Here is a 17,549-nt window from a genome sequence, read left to right as displayed (position 1 = left end):
ATTACAAATTGCATCGATGAAATACACTATTTACTGAACAAATGCTAAATATTATGTAATTAATCTAATAAATAAACCTTTCATCTGTATATTTGTATCGTCTAAAACATAACGGTTTATAGATATTTAGAATGAAAGATGCCTGATGAAGAGTTTCCCTATACTCTTCTCAGGCATTATTTTTTTTATATATTATCCCTAGGGAATAGCCGTTTAAAAATAGTGAAGTTGCGTAAGTATCCTATTCAGATATCCTATAAACTATCTTGCTCAGGGACAGTTTAAACGACATTGTTACGCACAATGTACAGGATAAACGACAGCTATTCCCATTTTTGAGATAATGTTATTTCCAGTCTGGCATCATTGCATTTGTAAATTCATCTTCACGTGTATCAGGTACTAATATGGCAAGTGTTTGTACTTTACCTGGTGTGATACCATCGTTGTCTTGATTATACACAATTATGGAAGCCTCAGTCGGTGAAAAACGAACGTCCAAATCATTGGTCCCTGGATCCTTATTAAAGCTCACATTAACCTCATTCATGGTATTGAAATTGTAGACGTAAGCATTAACATCTAGCCTGCGATACTGCTGGTTTTCAAATCCACTAGCGTCACGCGTGTATAAAATTTGAGAATTATCGGCACTTAGATCAATACCACCTACAGCTCCAGTCACTCCAGTTAAAACCACATCGAGCACATTACCTACAGTATCAATAGTATAAATCTCGCAGTTATAGCCGGATAAATTATTAGTCTTTACCGCTAGAATACCGTTGTTAAAATCAACTTCGGTAATTAGATTACCCGTCGTTTGATGTACTTGTGTTAATCCTGTTCCATCTAATTGAATGCTGTACAATCGATCTTGTACAGGATAATAAATCAAGGAACCATCATCTGACCAAGTGATGTCTATTTCATCAGGATTAAATCCTGAAACTGGTATTTGACTTGTTATTTGTTGCTGGTTATTGCCGTCTGGATCCATGGTAAATACGTGGATTTGAGCACCCACATTTCGTAAAAAAGCTATCTTATTTGCGGTACGATTGATTCGTGGTCTCCAAGAATTAGTGGTGGCATCAGTAAGCGCTATTTCTACTCCATCGCCATCGGCACTAAAAATTTGATTGTTAGAACCTGATTTTCTTACAAAATGGAATCTGTTTAATGGAAAGTCTGCAGTTGAAAAAGTAAATACCGGACTGTTTACAGGTGTATTAATTTCATCATTTGCAATTACTTGCCAAAAATAGGTAGTATTAAAAGCCACTTGCACATCTAGTGTTTCCTCGGTAATATCTTCAAAAGTTTCTACCGTATTATCCCTGCTGTTTCTAAGTAAAACTGTAAATTTTAATTCGTCCTCATCAGGATCGACGGAACTCCATTCTAGGGTAAGTTCAAAGGGTTGATCAACGGCATTATCCACTGGAGCAACCAATGACGGTGTAGCTGGTGGTTGATTGTTTGCTGTTGAAGGTTTAAGTTCATAAACAAGTTCTACGGTTTCTCCCGTAAAGACATCGGCGCTTTCAAATGATGCTAAGAAATTATCCTTTTGGGCTTGTACAGCATATTGTCCTTCTTCAACCTCTATTTCAAAATTCCCATCTACGTCGGTAAATACGACATTGGTTTGTGGATTAGTTGATATTTTTACATTTTCAAGAGGTAAAAAAGTGATATCCTCTACTACCCTACCTTTAATAATTCCTTTACCATTAATCTCGATAGTATCTTCACTACAACCCATCAACATGAGTAGCAGTCCTAGCAGAATGTATGTTGTGTATTTCATGATTGTTTAGTTTGAGTTAGTAGATTCGTTTGAATTATCATCTTGTTGAGCAGGACGAGAAAGCGCATCTAATTCTTTAGCTTTTTTCAAACTTTCTCTCAATTGCTTGCGCTCGCTACGTTTTTGACGGCGTCTAGCTTTACGTTGTTGTTTAGTAAGATTGTTTTGTTTCGCTTGATTATCTCCAAGATAAAAATTGAGACCTATTCCTACTCTGTAATAGTTATCATCTCGTTTACCTGCTACAGTTCCGTCCAGCTCGTCGGTAAATGTCATGTTATATTCACCAAAAGCTTGAATTCCAAAACTAGGAGTTAAGGCATATTCAAAGCCTGCTCCTACTTGTAATTTAGGTTCAAAATTTGAAATTCCATTTACAGCCAAAACTCCTGCTCCACCATAAACATGTGGAGTAAAAGATTCAAAAGGTAGTAAGGTAACTTCGGCATTTAAATCAGCCGTGTGAAATTGTTCATTAAACAAGCCCTCGTTGTTTAATCGCAACTGACTAAGGTTTCCACGCACACCTAGGTATGGGTTAAAGTTATATTTAAGACCTACATTAAAATGGTGTTCATAATCGGCATTGGGTAAATCACCTTGCATGTAAGTTCCACCAGCGCCCAAATCAATTCTTAATTTACTACGGCGTTGTAGTAGATCACGTTGATACACATCAGTACGCTCTGCCACTTCTTTCTCTTTATTGTACTTACGAACCATGGCTGTAGCAACTTCTTGACCACCAGCAGGTGACCATAGATTTACAGTTATACCTTCTATAATCAAAGATTCTACTGCCTTTTCAATGGCTTCTTTAATAGCAAGCTGTCCTGGTTCATTTCTAGTAAAACCAGTTTCTGCCTCTAGCAACCTTTGAAAACTCACATATCTAAAAAGACTAGCATCAACTGCTTGTGAGAAAATAGTTTTTGAAACATATACGGTTTTTAATATTTCACCACTTTTAGTTGAAACTGCTCTCAAATAAACAGTTACTCGATCCTGACGGTATTTTGTTGAACCACCAGCACCAAAGTATCTAGCTCCTGCGCCACCGGTGAGAACGTTAGTGTCATACGATACAATACCACCTTCAATTAAGATACCTGCATATAATAAAGGATCCAAATCCTTCATTTGAGTGTTGCTTTGCTTGGCATAAGAGCGACGAGTATCTAGTATCAAATTACGTTCTGTAATTAGATTGGTAAGATTTTCTCTCTCGATAGGTCTAAACCATCCAGAATCTTCAAGAGCTTTAATTAGGATAGTTGTTCCTCCTTGAGTAACAGCGTTACTAAAGGTACTTCCTACCTCACTCAATTTAAATTGTCCTGTTTGGTCTTCAAATTTATATACTCCTACAACTGCTGGTATGATAGGTGGTGGAAGATTACGCAAGCGATCAGTAACTTTTGTAGTCTCACCTATTCTAGCGTTTTGAGTATCTAAAGGCTGGTTAAAGTAGGCACCACATCCCTGCAAAACAATACAGGCCAGTAGTATCACTACTAGTTTAAAAAGTCTCATAATAAAGGTTGGTTTATTGAGGAACGACTACCTGAGTCTGATCACCTGTAGTTGTATCTAAAATATTTATTACCAATCCTTCTAAAGATTCCAAGACTTCCACTTCAAGATTTCCAAAACTGAAGGTACCTGGTTCTAGATCCTGACTGCTATCAAATTGTAAGTTTAATAAACTACGAGACAACGAACTTAAAAGTTGTCTATTCAAACCTTGAGCAAAAGCATCTAATGCAGACTCATCTTCTGCAAGGGCTGCTTCATTGGGATCAGTAAATTTATTTTGTAATTCGGCACTTTGAACCAACCATTGATAGTTAAAAGTATCGCCACCAAAGGCTGGATTAATAGGTCGGTACACTAATTGTTGAGCTTGGGAATCTGTTGTTGAGCTTAACAGAATAACCATAAACAACGTGAGCATTGTTGTAATCGATTTGAGCATGATTTTGGTTTTTAGTTATTAATATTCTCGAGTTTCTTTTTCTTTCATTTTTTGTAGCTCGATATATACTAGTTGTAGCATACGTGAGGCCATATATTCAATGTATTTTTTCTGTGGGCTGAGTACAAAGGGCTCTAACTTGGTAAAGCCTACTTGTATTTGAATTTGTGAAGTACGTCCCTGACCAAACACTTCCCTGACAACGACGATTTTATCACTATTGACATTGTATTTTTTATATAATCGGAAGAATTCAATATAAAAATCCTTACCTGGTTTTGTTCTTGTTTTATTAGTTACTATTCCCCTAAACCCTAAATATTCATCGTCATTTCGATATTGGTTTGCTGTTACCAATTGTGTAGTATAGGGCGCTATAGTTTCTATTTTTTTTCCTATTAATTGATCCAGTTGATCATAAATAAGTACCATTATTTTTATTTCTTCTGGAATGTTAATTCCTACCTGTGTAGTACCTAAAAGGGCTTTGATACCAGCCTTGACCACACCGTTGCCTTTTTGTTCATTTTTACTAGAATTATTTAAACTGTCTTTAGTAAAAACAGTAAACTTATAGCTGATACCTGTATCAACTTGAGTTTTGTTTACAGCAAGTGCTTTAATCACAATATTTTCAGCTTGTTGCTCCAGCACAATTTCTGCTGCTATTGTTCTGTTGTAAAGAGATTCTTGTGCGCTAGTAAAAGCACCTATTAAACAAACGAATGCTATTAAATATTTAAATCTCTTCATTGATTAATAATGAAGTACATATACGGTACTTCCTACTCCTTGCTGGTTTACTCTCACTCTCTCAGTCACACTATTGTTACCTACACTAATTGTAGTATTGTAATTTCCTTCTTGATTTACGTTAGCCACATTGAGTAAATTACCTTGAGTACTGTAGTTATAGTATTGATTTCCAACTCCATTTTGATTTACATTTTGCCTAACAACAAGAGAATTAATTCTCAAATCAGTTAAATTGTAAGATCCTGATTGAGTAATATTAACCTCAGCATTATTCGATGCTACATTGGTAAGTGCCAAGTTGTTGACACCTACTTGCGCGATAAATACCGAATTATTTTGAGTTGTATTACCTCTTGCAGCGTTTTGTTGTGTTGTAGTGGTAGCTACATTAAGCTGCGCATTTTCTGTCTGTAAATTTCCTCCATTAACTAGATTTTGATCATCCACGTATGTTTGCGCTTTCGCGAAAGCGGAAAACAGAAGAACTATTAGAAAATATTTCATATCTCTTATTTTATTAAAAGAAGCCGGAGTTGTGATTTCTCCAGCTTCTTGGGTTTTTAAAATTGGTGTGCTCTTGTAGCAGCTGCTCTTCTTGAGTATCCTGCTAGAGAAACATTTGCATTACGTTGTATAACAACAGCACTGTTTGAACCAGCATTTGGTGTTACACTTCCTTGATTTTGTTGAATCACACTTGTATGACCGTTACCTACTTGATCTACAGAGGCAAAGTTGTTACTTGCTTGTTGTTGTATCAAGGAGTTGTTATGTAAACCACGCTGTAAACTTATCGCCTCGTTCATACCATTTTGACCACCGTTTTGAGTAATAATTGAGGTATTGTGAGAAAGATATTGTTCCTGATAAGCATGATTATTTGATCCATTTTGTGTTGCACTAGCAAGATTATGAGTTCCTGCTTGATATTGTTCTATGTAATTAGAACCACCTGTCAAAGAACTTGCATTCTGTGAGGCTATTGCTGTATTTGATTTGCCCCATTGCTCTTGGAATACTGCGTTATCATTACCATATTGAGTAATATACGCCTCGTTGTCATCACCAGCTTGTAACTGTTGAGCGACATTTCCTTGAGCTGCAGTTGTTGAATCACCTTGATCGATTTGAGCGTAATTCCCATTGTTATTTGGAAAAAAGATAAATCCTCTTTGTTTTTGAATCGCCTCGTTATCGTCGCCATATTGTGATACAATAGCAGTATGACCTGCACTTTGATTAGGATTTGCAATTTGTTCTGTATAAGAACGGTTACCTATACCGGCACTTCCTACATTATGCTGTGTAATTTGCGCACGACTGTTGTCAAAACGCTGTTGAACCTGTGCATAATTCTGTGAACCATTTTGGTTTACTAGAGTTAGGTTATTTTGTGCTTGTTGAGGAATAGTTGCGCCTTGTTGTACAAGAACTTTATTGTTATCTCCTACTTGAGTACCAAAGTTTTCATTCATATCGCCTTGCTGAATTAGCGTGTACTGGTTACCAGCTCCATTTTGTTTAATGTCAGAATAATTCTGCTCACCGCTGGTTCCTGGTTGTACATTTCCCCATTGTAAAACAGAAACTGTGTTGCGATTTGTTACACTAGTTCCCGTTTGTTCAATAAAAGAAGCATTTGCTGTACCTTGCTGGGCTACAATGACATCACTACCTACTTGCTTTTGATCAATGGAAGAATAATTTCCACCTTGGGAAGCATTGTTTGTAGGATAACCTTGCTGCCCAGGAGAAACAACCTGTTGTGGATTTTGAGCCACAAGAATGCTTACCTGAAGGAAAAACGCTATACCTAAAAAGAGTTTCATTGGGTTATAATTGAATGAAAATAATCTCGTTCTAGTGTCTACTAGAACGAGATTATTAATGATTATTAGAATCTAGCTCTAGTTGCACCAGCTCTTTGTACTTGAGGAGCTAGTGATACATTAGCATTTCTTTGGATAACAGTAGCACTGTTGTATCCATGTCCATTAGGAGATGAGTTAGAAGTAAGATTTTGATTAATTACACTCATTTGTCCGTCTCCAGTTTGATCTGCAAAAGCTGTGTTACCACGAGCTTGTTGCTTAATTCTACTGTCGTTTAATGTACCATCTTGGATAGATAATGCTACATTACCGTCATTTGGGTTTACTCCACCTCTTTGTTCAATCGTAGAGTAGTTCATAAGACCATATTGCTCTTGGTACGCTTCATTGTTACGTCCATTCTGCTTTGATCTTGCTTCATTATCGGTACCGTCTTGGTACTGCTCAGCATAAAGGTTACTTCCATTTACAGGGTTATCTGCTTGAGATGCAACCGCTTTGTTTCCAGATCCTAATTGTTCCTGGAATAATGTATTATTTGCTCCTAATTGAGATGCATATGCTTGGTTAAGATCTCCTGACTGTTTTTGTTGAGCAAAAGCATTTGTAGCTGAGTGTGCAGCACTACCTTGCATAGACTCTGCATAGTTACCACCACCAGACGCAGGGCTACCGCTATCTTGCATTTGAACTAACTTATTATCATCACCCCATTGCTCACCAATAGCTGTGTGACCAGCGCTAGCATTAGGATTTGCAGTTTGAAGTTGGTAAGATTGGTTACCGATTCCAGCAGTTTGATCATTACGTTGCTTAATTGTCGCCACGTTATTGTCATAATATTGCTCAATTTCTGCGCTGTTTTCTTTACCATCTTGATCAGAAATAGCAATGTTGTGCTCTGCATGCTGTGCACTGTTTGCACCTTGCTTAACCATTACAGTGTTATCAAAACCAGCTTGGGTACCAAAGTTTTGGTTTTCATCACCTTGTTGTAAAGCAGTAAAATCGTTACCTGCACCATTTTGAGTAATATCAGAATAATTCAAATGACCGGAAATGGATGGTTGTACATTACCCCATTGCTTTACATAAACTTCATTTTTATTACTCTGGTCAGATCCAGTTTGATCAATAAAAGAAGCATTTGCAGTTCCTTGTTGCTCTACCAAGGCATTACTACCTACGGCTTTTTGATTGATATTAGAGTAGTTTCCACCTACTGTGGCTGTCGCGGTAGGCGAGCTCTGCTGAGTAGGAACTTGTACCATAGAAGGTGTTTGAGCAAAAGCTGCACCTGCTATTAACATTGCCCCAGCAGTTAAGAATAAATTTTTCATAGTTTATAGATTTAGAATATTGAAAACATCTAGCCTATTTTAATTATAGACTAGATGTTTGTAGATGGTTTTATTAGAATCTAGCTCTAGTTGCGTTAGCTCTCTGTAATTGTGGAGTTAATGCTACGTTAGCATCTCTTTGAATAACCGTTGCACTGTTGTACCCAGCACCTGCCTGAGCAGTAGTACCATTACCTGCTGGGTAGTTTTGATTAACAATACTCATTTGCCCGTGACCAGTTTGATCTACAGTAGCCATGTTACCAGAAGTCTTTTGGTTGATTTCAGACTGGTGGTTCATACCTTCTTGAATAGATAAGGCAACGTTACCAGCTATTTGACCTTGACGCTGAGTTAATACAGCACTGTTATTTGTACCGTACTGTTCTTGGAAAGACTGGTTGTTACTACCATTTTGATCTGCACTAGCTCTGTTACCAGTACCTTCTTGATATTGCTCTAATAAATTGTCACCTCCGTTAGTTGGAAGAGTGTTTTGCCTAGCTACAGCTACGTTTGCAGAACCATTTTGCTCTTGGAAAGACTCGTCATTTACACCAAATTGGTTAGAGTATGCCTCATTATTATCTCCAGACTGTAATTGTTGAGCAAAAGCATTCACTGCTCCAGCAGTTGCGTCACCTTGATAAGCCTCAGCATGATTAGCTCCACCACTCGCAGGACTACCACTATCTTGCATTTGAACTAATTTGTTGTCATCACCCCATTGTTCACCAATAGCTGTGTGTCCAGCAGTTTGGTTAGGGTTAGCTGTTTGCAATTGATAAGATTGGTTACCTATACCAGCTACTTGATCATTGCGTTGTGTAATAGAAGCCATATTGTTATCATAATATTGCTCGATTTCTGCACTGTTGTCTTTACCATCTTGATCAGAAAGGGCAACATTATCTTGTGCTTGTTGAGCAGCATTAGCTCCTTGTTTTACCATCACGGTATTATCTAGACCTACTTGCGATCCAAAGTTCATATTGGTATCACCTTGTTGTAAAGCTGTGAAGTCATTTCCTGCACCATCTTGAGTGATTTCAGAGTGGTTTTGATAACCTGAAATAGATGGTTGAACATTACCCCATTGTTTAACGTAAACGTTATTTTTATTACCAACATCAGATCCTGTTTGGTCTATGTATGAAGCATTAGCAGTACCTTGCTGTTCTACTAAAGCGTTACTACCTACAGCTTTTTGATTGATATTAGAATAGTTTCCTCCTACTGTTGCTCCAAGAGTTGGAGATACTTGTGGAGTAGGCACTGCAATCGCAGAAGGAGTCGTTGCTGGTACCGTCGCTGGTGTTTGTGCAAATGCAACGCTAGCGATAAGCATAGCTCCTGCACTTAATAATATATTTTTCATGGTTTTGATATTTAGAATTTAGAATTAAAATCCAGCACCAGACAGGGAATGAAGATTCTCGGTAGGTGCTGGATTAGTTATACTATCTACGACGATCTGCTCTTGTTTGAGCCGCTTTAAGCGTAGATGGAGTTAATGCCACGTTAGCGTTTCTTTGAATAACAGTTGCACTGTTAGATCCAGAAGTAGCTGCTGGAGAACCGTTAAGTGGGTTGTTTTGGTTGATTACAGACATTTGACCATCACCTGTTTGATCTACAAGAGCCATGTTTGCATTAGCTTGTTGATTAATAACAGAGTTGTTCAATGTACCGTTTTGATAAGAAATAGCTTCATTACCAGTTACTTGCCCGTAACGTTGCTTAATCTTAGAGTAGTTGTCATCACCATATTGCTCTTGTAAAGCTATGTTGTTATTACCATTCTGATCGATTCTAGCTTCGTTCAAGTTACCATCTTGGTATTGTTCAGCATGGTTATCACCACCTGCATTTGAACCACTTAAGTTCTGCTTAACCTCAGCAAGGTTAAGATCACCTATTTGCTCTTGGAAAGAAGTATCGTTGGTCAATTTTTGACCTGCATAAGCTTCGTTACCGTCACCTAATTGTACTTGTTGAGCAAATGCACCTGTTGCGCTGTCTGGAGCTGCAAGAGCATCTCCTTGATTTGCTTGAGCGTAGTTACCTAAAGAGTTAGGTCCAGATGCAGATCCTTCTTGCAATTGGATTAACGTATTATCGTCACCCCATTGCTCACCTACTGCAGTGTGACCTGCACTTTGGTTAGGATTTGCAATTTGTTCTTGATATGACCAGTTACCAGCACCTGATGACACGTCATTACGTTGCGTGATAGTTGCTTTGTTGTTGTCATATCTTTGCTGAATTTCAGCATAGTTTTCAAGACCGTCTTGGTCTGATAAAGCAAGATTTTCTTCAGCTTGCTGTGGAGTATTAGCACCTTGTTGCACAACAACACTATTGTCTACACCATTTTGTAGACCAAAGTTTTCGTTTTTATCTCCTTGTTGCATTAGGTCAAAGTTGTTTCCTTCACCAGTCTGTTTAATATCAGAATAGTTTAGGTAACCACTAATACCTGGTTGTACGTTACCCCATTGTAGTACATCTACATTATTTTTGTTTGATGCATTTGATCCTGTTTGATCAATAAATGAGATGTTTGAGGTACCTTGTTGTTGTACCATGGCATCACTACCTACTGCTTTCTGGTCAATATTGGAATAGTTACCTCCAGCAGAAGCAGCTGGTAATACAGCTACAGGTGCAGTTTGCTGACCTGGGCTTGCTACAGTTTGTGGAGATTGCGCAAAGGCAAATCCAGCCACAAGAAGTGCTGCTACACTTAAATTTACTCGGTTCATAATTAGAATATTTAGAATTAATAAAAACACATTCATCTTGAGCACTCTAAATAATCTTACGCATTATTTACAGTTGGAATAATGTTAATTATTCTAAAGGGGACTATTTAAAACCGTAGTAGGGTACGATAAAACGACATAAGGGATTTTGTCGTTATCTTCTAGTGCAATTAGGGTTGGCCGTTGAAGACATTCCAAATGTACACATAAAAAAAAGTGTTAAGCAAGTACATTATTGCTAGCGCTATTCCCATTAATGGGTACAAATCGATGAAAACACTAGTAAATTCAATAGTTAAAAATTTATGTTAATTTTAAGTTAAATAGATAAAAAACACTTAAATACGATGAGTAGAGCTTAAAACCCTAGTATTATTCTAGAGTATTTTACTTAAAAACCTCTTTTTAAGTATTTTATCGGATGAAAAATCAACGACTTTTCTAGCTTCAACAAAAAAACCGCCAGATTTTTTAAAATCTGGCGGTTTTACAATTAGATTTCCAAGATTAATTCACTAAATCGTAACTACGTTTAATAAAGTCTGTTAAATCTTTACCTTTTAAAAGACCTTGGCTCAGTTTAGCAAGATCTACAGATTGTTTAATCAATTCCTGTTTTTTACCATCTGGTGCAGCAACAATCTTTGATATTAATTCATGATTACTGTTGACGACAAGATTATACATATCAGGCATATTTCCCATACCCATCATTCCTCCACCAGTAGCTTGCATTTCTTTCATTCGTCGCATGAATTCTGGCTGAGTAATCATGAAAGGAGCTGCATCACTGCTCATCGCCTCTACCTGAACGTTGTAATTAGTACTTGCGATTACGTCACTTACAGCAGTTTTCAATTGCTCTTGTTCTTCTTCATTAAGTTTTGATACTGTGTTCTCCTCCTTTTTAATGAGGTTATCAATATGGTCAGCATCAACTCTAGCAAATGATATGTTCTCCTTACTAGTTTCTAATTTCTGCATAAGATGAGAAACTATTGGACTATCTAGTAACAATACCTCATAGCCTTTTTCATGAGCAGCGGTAATATAACTGTCTTGCTCTTCTTTGTTTGAAGCATATAATAGAACGGTCTTACCATCTTTATCCTTTTGTAATTCACCTACTTTTTCAATAAGTTCGTTCCAAGTGAAGAAAGTATCGTTCACTGTTGGGTAAAGTGCAAAAGCATCAGCTTTTTCAAAAAACTTCTCCTCACTCAACATTCCATACTCAATCACCAGTTTAATGTCATTCCACTTTTTCTCAAATCCTTCTCTATCATTATTAAATAATGATTTCAACTTATCTGCCACCTTTCTTGTAATGTAGCTAGAGATTTTCTTAACAGCACCATCGGCCTGTAAGTATGAGCGTGATACATTTAATGGTATATCAGGACTGTCTATCACACCACGCAACATGGTCAAAAATTCTGGAACAATACCTTCTACATTATCTGTAACAAATACTTGATTTTGATACAGTTGTATGCGATCTTTTTGAATATTTAAATCTCCCGTCATTTTTGGGAAAAACAAAATACCCGTTAAGTTGAATGGATAATCTACATTTAGGTGGATATGGAATAATGGTTCCTCAAACTGCATAGGATACAGTTCGCGATAGAAATTTTTATAATCTTGATCCTCTAGATCAGCAGGTTGTTTAGTCCATGCTGGATCTGGATTGTTTATAATGTTGTCTACTTCTTGAGTAGGTGCAGGATCTTCCTCTTTAGCATCTTCTGGTTTTGGTAAAGTCTCTGTTCGTGTACCAAATTTAATAGGCACCGGCATAAACTTATTATACTTGTTTAATAGCTCGGTAATTCTATGATCCTCTAAAAATTCTGTCTCGTCTTCAGATATATGTAAAACGATCTCAGTTCCAAACTCTGTTTTATCAGCTTGCTCTAGCGTATATTGTGGTGATCCATCACAGGTCCAGTGTACAGCAGGTTCATCTTTAAAGGATTTTGTAATGATCTCTACTTTATCGGCAACCATAAAAGCACTATAAAACCCTAGACCAAAGTGACCAATTATTCCACTATCTTGTGCTGTGTCTTTATACTTTTCAAGAAACTCCTCGGCACCAGAAAAAGCGACTTCATTAATATACTTTTGCACCTCATCTTCCGTCATCCCGATACCTCGATCGATAATACTTAATGTTTTTGCCTCTTTATCAATCTTGATTTCAATTTGTTGATCTCCTAATTCAACATTGGCCTCTCCTATCCTAGCAAGATGTTTTAATTTAAGAGTTGCATCTGTTGCATTAGAAACAAGTTCTCTCAAAAAGATTTCGTGATCGCTGTATAAAAACTTCTTAATCAGTGGGAAAATATTCTCCACAGCTACATTAATAGTTCCTTTTTGTGACATAGTTATAGTTTTATTAGTATTTGTGTTTGTTACGCTTTCGCGAAAGCGTAATTATTTACATTACTAGCCCACTATTCAAACCTAGTACCAATTATAAAATGGGTGTCAAGCTGGCAGTAATTATGTCACAATTGAAAAGTTTAAAGAGTAACTTTGCACTATGGATCAAGATGTATTAGGAACTGCTATTCGCAATTATTATTTTCAAGATGACCGTACCGATATCGAGGTATTAAGTCCAACTATGGAGGATGATGTTTTACCGGTGTCCTATTTATTTAGATCTATTGATGACATGCCAAAGATAGAACGCAAGGCATTGTCTTTAAGTTCCGGTAGTGTGCTCGAGGTAGGCTGTGCTGCCGGATGCCATACCGCCGTTCTTTTATCCCGTTCCTTACCTGTAACTGCAATTGACATAAGTGCCGGAGCTATTGATGTGGTTAAAAATAGATTTAATTTTGATCACTTGAAGGTAATGCAACAATCTGTGTGGGATCATAAAGGAACCTATGATACTATTCTAATGTTGATGAATGGTACAGGAATCATGCAATCTCTGAATAAACTTACCGATTATTTAAGGCAATTAAAAGCGTTGCTTTCAAAAAACGGGCAGGTTTTAATAGACAGCTCTGACCTAAAATTCCTTTATGAAGATGATGAAGATGGTGGTTTATGGATTCCTGCTGGCATTGATTACTATGGCGAAGTGAGTTTTCAATTTAAGTATAAGAACTTAATAAGTGATCCGTTTCCCTGGTTGTACTGCGATTTTGAGACTCTTAATGAGCATGCCCAAAAAGCAGGTTTTTCTTGCACTAAAGTAATGGATGGCGATCATTACGACTACCTGGCCCAACTGAGCATAAGCTAACTAATTGCTAGTCAATAAGTTTTTATTTATTTATCTATACCTATCTTAGCAGACTCTAAAATTCTAGGATTTATATGGGATTATTAAAGAAAAATCCTTTCGGACATATTCTTTTTTTGAAAAAGTGGTTGATTAGAATTGCAGGTCTACTTTCTCATAGACGCTATCAAGGGTTTAATGAATTACATATAGAAGGTAGTGAGATCATAAGAGATCTTCCAGATCGTCATGTTTTATTTATATCTAATCATCAAACTTATTTTGCCGATGTAGTTTGCATGTTTCACGTATTCAATGCCGCATTAAAAGGAAGAGAAAACACGATTAAAAATATAGGCTACTTATGGAAGCCTAAACTTAACATCTATTACGTTGCAGCAAAAGAAACCATGCGCAGTGGACTACTGCCTAAAATTCTTGCTTATGCTGGTGCCATATCAGTAGAAAGAACCTGGCGAGCAAAGGGTAAGGAGATTCAACGATCTGTAAATCCTGATGACACAAAAAATATAGGTGTAGCCTTAGAGGATGGTTGGGTAATTACTTTTCCGCAAGGAACAACTAAACCGTTTAAACCTATTAGAAAAGGAACCGCTCACATAATCAAACAATACAAGCCTATAGTGGTTCCTATTGTTATTGATGGTTTTAGAAGAAGCTTTGATAAAAAAGGTCTTCGAATTAAAAAGAGAAATATTCTACAATCCTTTATTATAAAAGAACCTCTAGACATTGATTATGATACTATTAGTGTAGATGACCTTGTGGAGAAAATTGAATATGCTATTGAACAACACCCGAGTTTTTTAAAAGTAATTCCACAAGAAGAATTGAACGCACAAGAGGAATTGAATAAAAAACGTATGTGGGAATATTAAATTTTTTGTCCTCGTATGACCGAAAGACTTCCTTTTACAGTAGTAAAAAATAAATAGTCTGTCTCATGCTCTCCTAGTTTAAATTTTTGCCTGAGTTGTTGTACACTCAATTTAAAATTACGAGTTACTACACCAAATCTTTGATTTCCATACTTCTTTTTTACAGATTTAGGTTGATAAGGAGCAATCTCTTTTATTTTAAAAACTCTACCAGGAATACCAGGCTCAATTGTCGTAGCTGTGAATAAATGACTGTTTGCGTCTATCTTATCTAAACCATACTTCTTTGAAAACTCGCTGAACCCTTGAGACTTCATTATGGCCGCATTAGGTTCAATTAAGAAAGTTTGTGGCGATTCATAGGTCGTGGTAGGAGAAATACTATCCCATGGGAATTGAAATACGTTTTGATTTGTTTCCAAATTAACACAATGAATAACAGGAGAGTAATTAGTTGATTTATCTAATTTCCATAAAACCTCTTTCACTTCATTTTTAACGGCGACAATATGTATCTCTTGAACATTTTGCAATTGTTGGATGCCTTGTGATAAATCTAGCATGGGTGACGTTTTAATCCAGACTTGATTTGCTTTAGCTAACAACAATTCCTTGAATTCTAACACATTGGGCTCGTAATCTTCAATAAATAATGCTTTGCTTTTTGAGCTAGTCTTACGACTAGGATCTAAATAAATCGATTCAAAGTGCCTATCAGTTTCCTTCAAATACGTGAGTCCGTTTGCATTAACCGAATGAATGCTATAATCCAAAGTTTTAAATAGATGCTCAGAGTACGTTTGTAAATCTGGATTTAATTCAACGTGAGTCACATCTTTACACGAATGTTGGTAAAACGCACAACAATCAATCCCAAAGCCACCTGTGAGGTCTATAATGGGCCCTTTAATTCGTGACGCTTTGTAAGAAGCGGCCGTTTGCGAACTCGTTTGTTCAAGATTTACTTTAGGTGGATAGATAATTTCTCTATTTTCATAGAGATCTGGAAATTTTTTACGAGCGATTTGCATACCAGCTAGCTGTTGCGCTAGTTGGTTAGATGATACATGGGGAAACGGAGATTTTTTAAGAGCTATATCAAGCGGATTGCTATGAATTATCTTTTTTAAATAGGCTACTACTTCTTTATCAGTAAGATGCTCATTCATTACAAATTACGAGTTAACTTCTTAACAATTTTATATTCACTTAAAAACTCTTGAGCGATTACTTTAATAGCTGTGTACGTCGGTACTGCTAGAACTAGTCCTACCACTCCAAATACTATTCCTGCTATTAAGATAATGATGAAAATTTCTAATGGATGTGATTTTACACTCTTACCAAATATTAAAGGCTGATTAAGAAAGTTATCGATAGTTTGAACTATTCCATATCCTACCGCAATAATGATCAATTTAGGGAAGATAACTTCACTAAAGTTTGCCCCTAAATTATCCGTAATTACAAATGCACTCATAAGAACGTATCCTACTGCCGGACCTAAATAAGGTACAAGATTTAATAGCGCACAGAAAAATGCTATTAATATGGCATTTTCTGTACCGGTGATAATTAAAATAATGGTATAAAGGACAAATAAAATTAGTACTTGAAAAACAAGACCTATGAAATATCGGGATAAAAGCTGTTTGATTTTAGTAAAGGCTCTCAAAAACCTACCTTCATTACCTTCCTTTGAAAAAACCAATATTCCTTCTAATAACAGTCGACTGTCTTTTAGTAAGAAAAAAGTAATGAACATTATAGAAAATAATCCTATTGCAAAATCTCCTAAGGCACTAAAAAGTTGAATAATCAGGTCTGAGAAAAATCCAAGATTAAATTTTTGGTAATACTCCGTTTCTATAACTAGCTCATAGATGTTAACACGCTGTATTCCAAAAAACTCACTTACTTGATTGGCAAAAATTTCTAAATTTCGAGACACCTCATCATTATCTAACAACTTCAGGTTGTCACTTTGCTCTATGGCTAGTGGAATTAATAATGAAACTGCACTTAATATGAGTATAAGTAAAAAAACCAAAGTAAGTAAAACAGCAAACGTGTTTCCAAACTTTAACCGGTCTCTTAAAAACATGACAATAGGCCTACCTATAAGAGATAATACCGCTGCAATTCCAATATATGCTAGAACAGCAGTAATAGACCATAGAAACCAAGCTAGAACAAATAATCCCAGTAAAAAAGCTAATGCTCTTAAAATCCCAAAGGATATAGTTTTTGATGACACAGACGAACTCATTAATTAGAAAAAACGTATTTGATAATATTTGCACCCATATCAAGTGCCTTTTTGCGAACTTCTGGTGGATCATTATGAACCTCTGGGCTTTCCCAACCATCGCCTAGATCACTTTCTACTGTAAACAATAATACCAACCTACCTTCATAAAACAATCCTTTAGCTTGTGGCCTTTTACCATCGTGTTCATGGATTTTAGGCAAACCAGATGGAAAACTGGCATAATTGTTAAATATAGGATGAGTTGCTGGCAATTCGATTAATTCCTGTTGTGGAAATAGTTTTATTAACTCCTTGTTTAAATATTGTTCCATTCCGTAATTATCGTCTATATGCAAAAAACCGCCACTCATTAAGTAATTACGTAAATTTTCAACCTCATCATCATTCCAAATTACATTACCGTGACCTGTCATGTGCACGTATGGGAATTGAAAAATGTCCACCGAACCAGGTTCTACAGTAGCTACTTCTCGATCAATGGTAGTGCCTATATTTTCATTACAATACGTAATAAGATTGGGAACAGCGGTTGGGTTTGAATACCAATCACCACCGCCATTATATTTCAAAACAGCCAGCTGTTGCGCGTTTAACACAGATACTGTAAGAAATAACAACAAGATTAAAATCTTTCTCATAGTTTTGCAAAA

At 36.4% G+C, this 17,549-nt stretch carries 15 protein-coding genes; 2 read left to right on the top strand and 13 right to left on the bottom strand.

The features are described from left to right. Positions 1–346 precede the first annotated feature (346 nt). From BST91_RS03570 to htpG, 10 genes are all read right to left on the bottom strand, one after another. Positions 347–1,813 (bottom strand): hypothetical protein, encoded by a 1,467-nt coding sequence (locus BST91_RS03570; protein ID WP_157546881.1) that lies wholly within the window; start codon positions 1,811–1,813, stop codon positions 347–349. 6 nt (positions 1,814–1,819) lie between these two features. Continuing rightward, positions 1,820–3,346, bottom strand: coding sequence for a CsgG/HfaB family protein (locus BST91_RS03565; RefSeq protein ID WP_085774478.1), 1,527 nt, complete (start codon positions 3,344–3,346; stop codon positions 1,820–1,822). Positions 3,347–3,359: 13 nt separating this feature from the next. After that, positions 3,360–3,788, bottom strand: coding sequence for a curli assembly protein CsgF (locus BST91_RS03560; RefSeq protein WP_235783964.1), 429 nt, complete (start codon positions 3,786–3,788; stop codon positions 3,360–3,362). Positions 3,789–3,806: 18 nt separating this feature from the next. Next, positions 3,807–4,541 (bottom strand): CsgE family curli-type amyloid fiber assembly protein, encoded by a 735-nt coding sequence (locus BST91_RS03555; protein WP_085774477.1) that lies wholly within the window; start codon positions 4,539–4,541, stop codon positions 3,807–3,809. Positions 4,542–4,544: 3 nt separating this feature from the next. Further along, a complete protein-coding gene (locus BST91_RS03550) occupies positions 4,545–5,048 on the bottom strand; it encodes a hypothetical protein (protein ID WP_085774476.1) in 504 nt (167 codons plus the stop codon). A gap of 56 nt (positions 5,049–5,104) precedes the next feature. After that, a complete protein-coding gene (locus BST91_RS03545; RefSeq protein WP_085774475.1) occupies positions 5,105–6,373 on the bottom strand; it encodes a hypothetical protein in 1,269 nt (422 codons plus the stop codon). Positions 6,374–6,438: 65 nt separating this feature from the next. Next, entirely contained in the window at positions 6,439–7,716 is a 1,278-nt protein-coding gene (locus BST91_RS03540) for a hypothetical protein (RefSeq protein WP_085774474.1), read from the bottom strand. 73 nt (positions 7,717–7,789) lie between these two features. After that, positions 7,790–9,094, bottom strand: a complete 1,305-nt coding sequence (locus BST91_RS03535; RefSeq protein WP_085774473.1) for a hypothetical protein — start codon at positions 9,092–9,094, stop codon at positions 7,790–7,792. An 82-nt stretch (positions 9,095–9,176) separates the two neighbouring features. Further along, a complete protein-coding gene (locus BST91_RS03530) occupies positions 9,177–10,481 on the bottom strand; it encodes a hypothetical protein (protein ID WP_085774472.1) in 1,305 nt (434 codons plus the stop codon). A 507-nt stretch (positions 10,482–10,988) separates the two neighbouring features. Then, entirely contained in the window at positions 10,989–12,872 is a 1,884-nt protein-coding gene (htpG, locus tag BST91_RS03525) for a molecular chaperone HtpG (protein WP_085774471.1), read from the bottom strand. A gap of 160 nt (positions 12,873–13,032) precedes the next feature. Between htpG and BST91_RS03520 the strand changes: the two genes are divergently transcribed. Then, positions 13,033–13,749 carry a class I SAM-dependent methyltransferase gene (locus tag BST91_RS03520; protein ID WP_085774470.1) on the top strand — a complete coding sequence of 239 codons (717 nt, stop codon included), beginning with the start codon at positions 13,033–13,035 and terminating at the stop codon, positions 13,747–13,749. A 74-nt stretch (positions 13,750–13,823) separates the two neighbouring features. Next, positions 13,824–14,627 carry a lysophospholipid acyltransferase family protein gene (locus tag BST91_RS03515; protein ID WP_042278430.1) on the top strand — a complete coding sequence of 268 codons (804 nt, stop codon included), beginning with the start codon at positions 13,824–13,826 and terminating at the stop codon, positions 14,625–14,627. On the opposite strand, the gene BST91_RS03510 is transcribed toward BST91_RS03515, so the two are convergent. Genes BST91_RS03510 through BST91_RS03500 form a run of 3 tightly spaced genes read right to left on the bottom strand, consistent with a single transcriptional unit; the run spans position 14,624 to position 17,537 of the window. Then, positions 14,624–15,796, bottom strand: a complete 1,173-nt coding sequence (locus BST91_RS03510) for a class I SAM-dependent methyltransferase (RefSeq protein WP_085774469.1) — start codon at positions 15,794–15,796, stop codon at positions 14,624–14,626. The genes BST91_RS03515 and BST91_RS03510 overlap by 4 nt on opposite strands. After that, on the bottom strand, positions 15,796–16,896 hold the full coding sequence (locus BST91_RS03505) for an AI-2E family transporter (RefSeq protein WP_085774468.1): 1,101 nt from the start codon (positions 16,894–16,896) through the stop codon (positions 15,796–15,798). Before BST91_RS03505 ends, BST91_RS03510 begins: the two co-directional genes overlap by 1 nt. Then, complete coding sequence (locus tag BST91_RS03500) at positions 16,896–17,537, bottom strand: DUF4159 domain-containing protein (protein WP_085774467.1); 642 nt, start codon at positions 17,535–17,537, stop codon at positions 16,896–16,898. Before BST91_RS03500 ends, BST91_RS03505 begins: the two co-directional genes overlap by 1 nt. Positions 17,538–17,549: the final 12 nt, after the last annotated feature.

The sequence above is a fragment of the Nonlabens tegetincola genome, from assembly GCF_002117085.1.
GTDB lineage: Bacteria > Bacteroidota > Bacteroidia > Flavobacteriales > Flavobacteriaceae > Nonlabens > Nonlabens tegetincola.
This window is presented reverse-complemented; position numbering and strand designations above follow the sequence as displayed.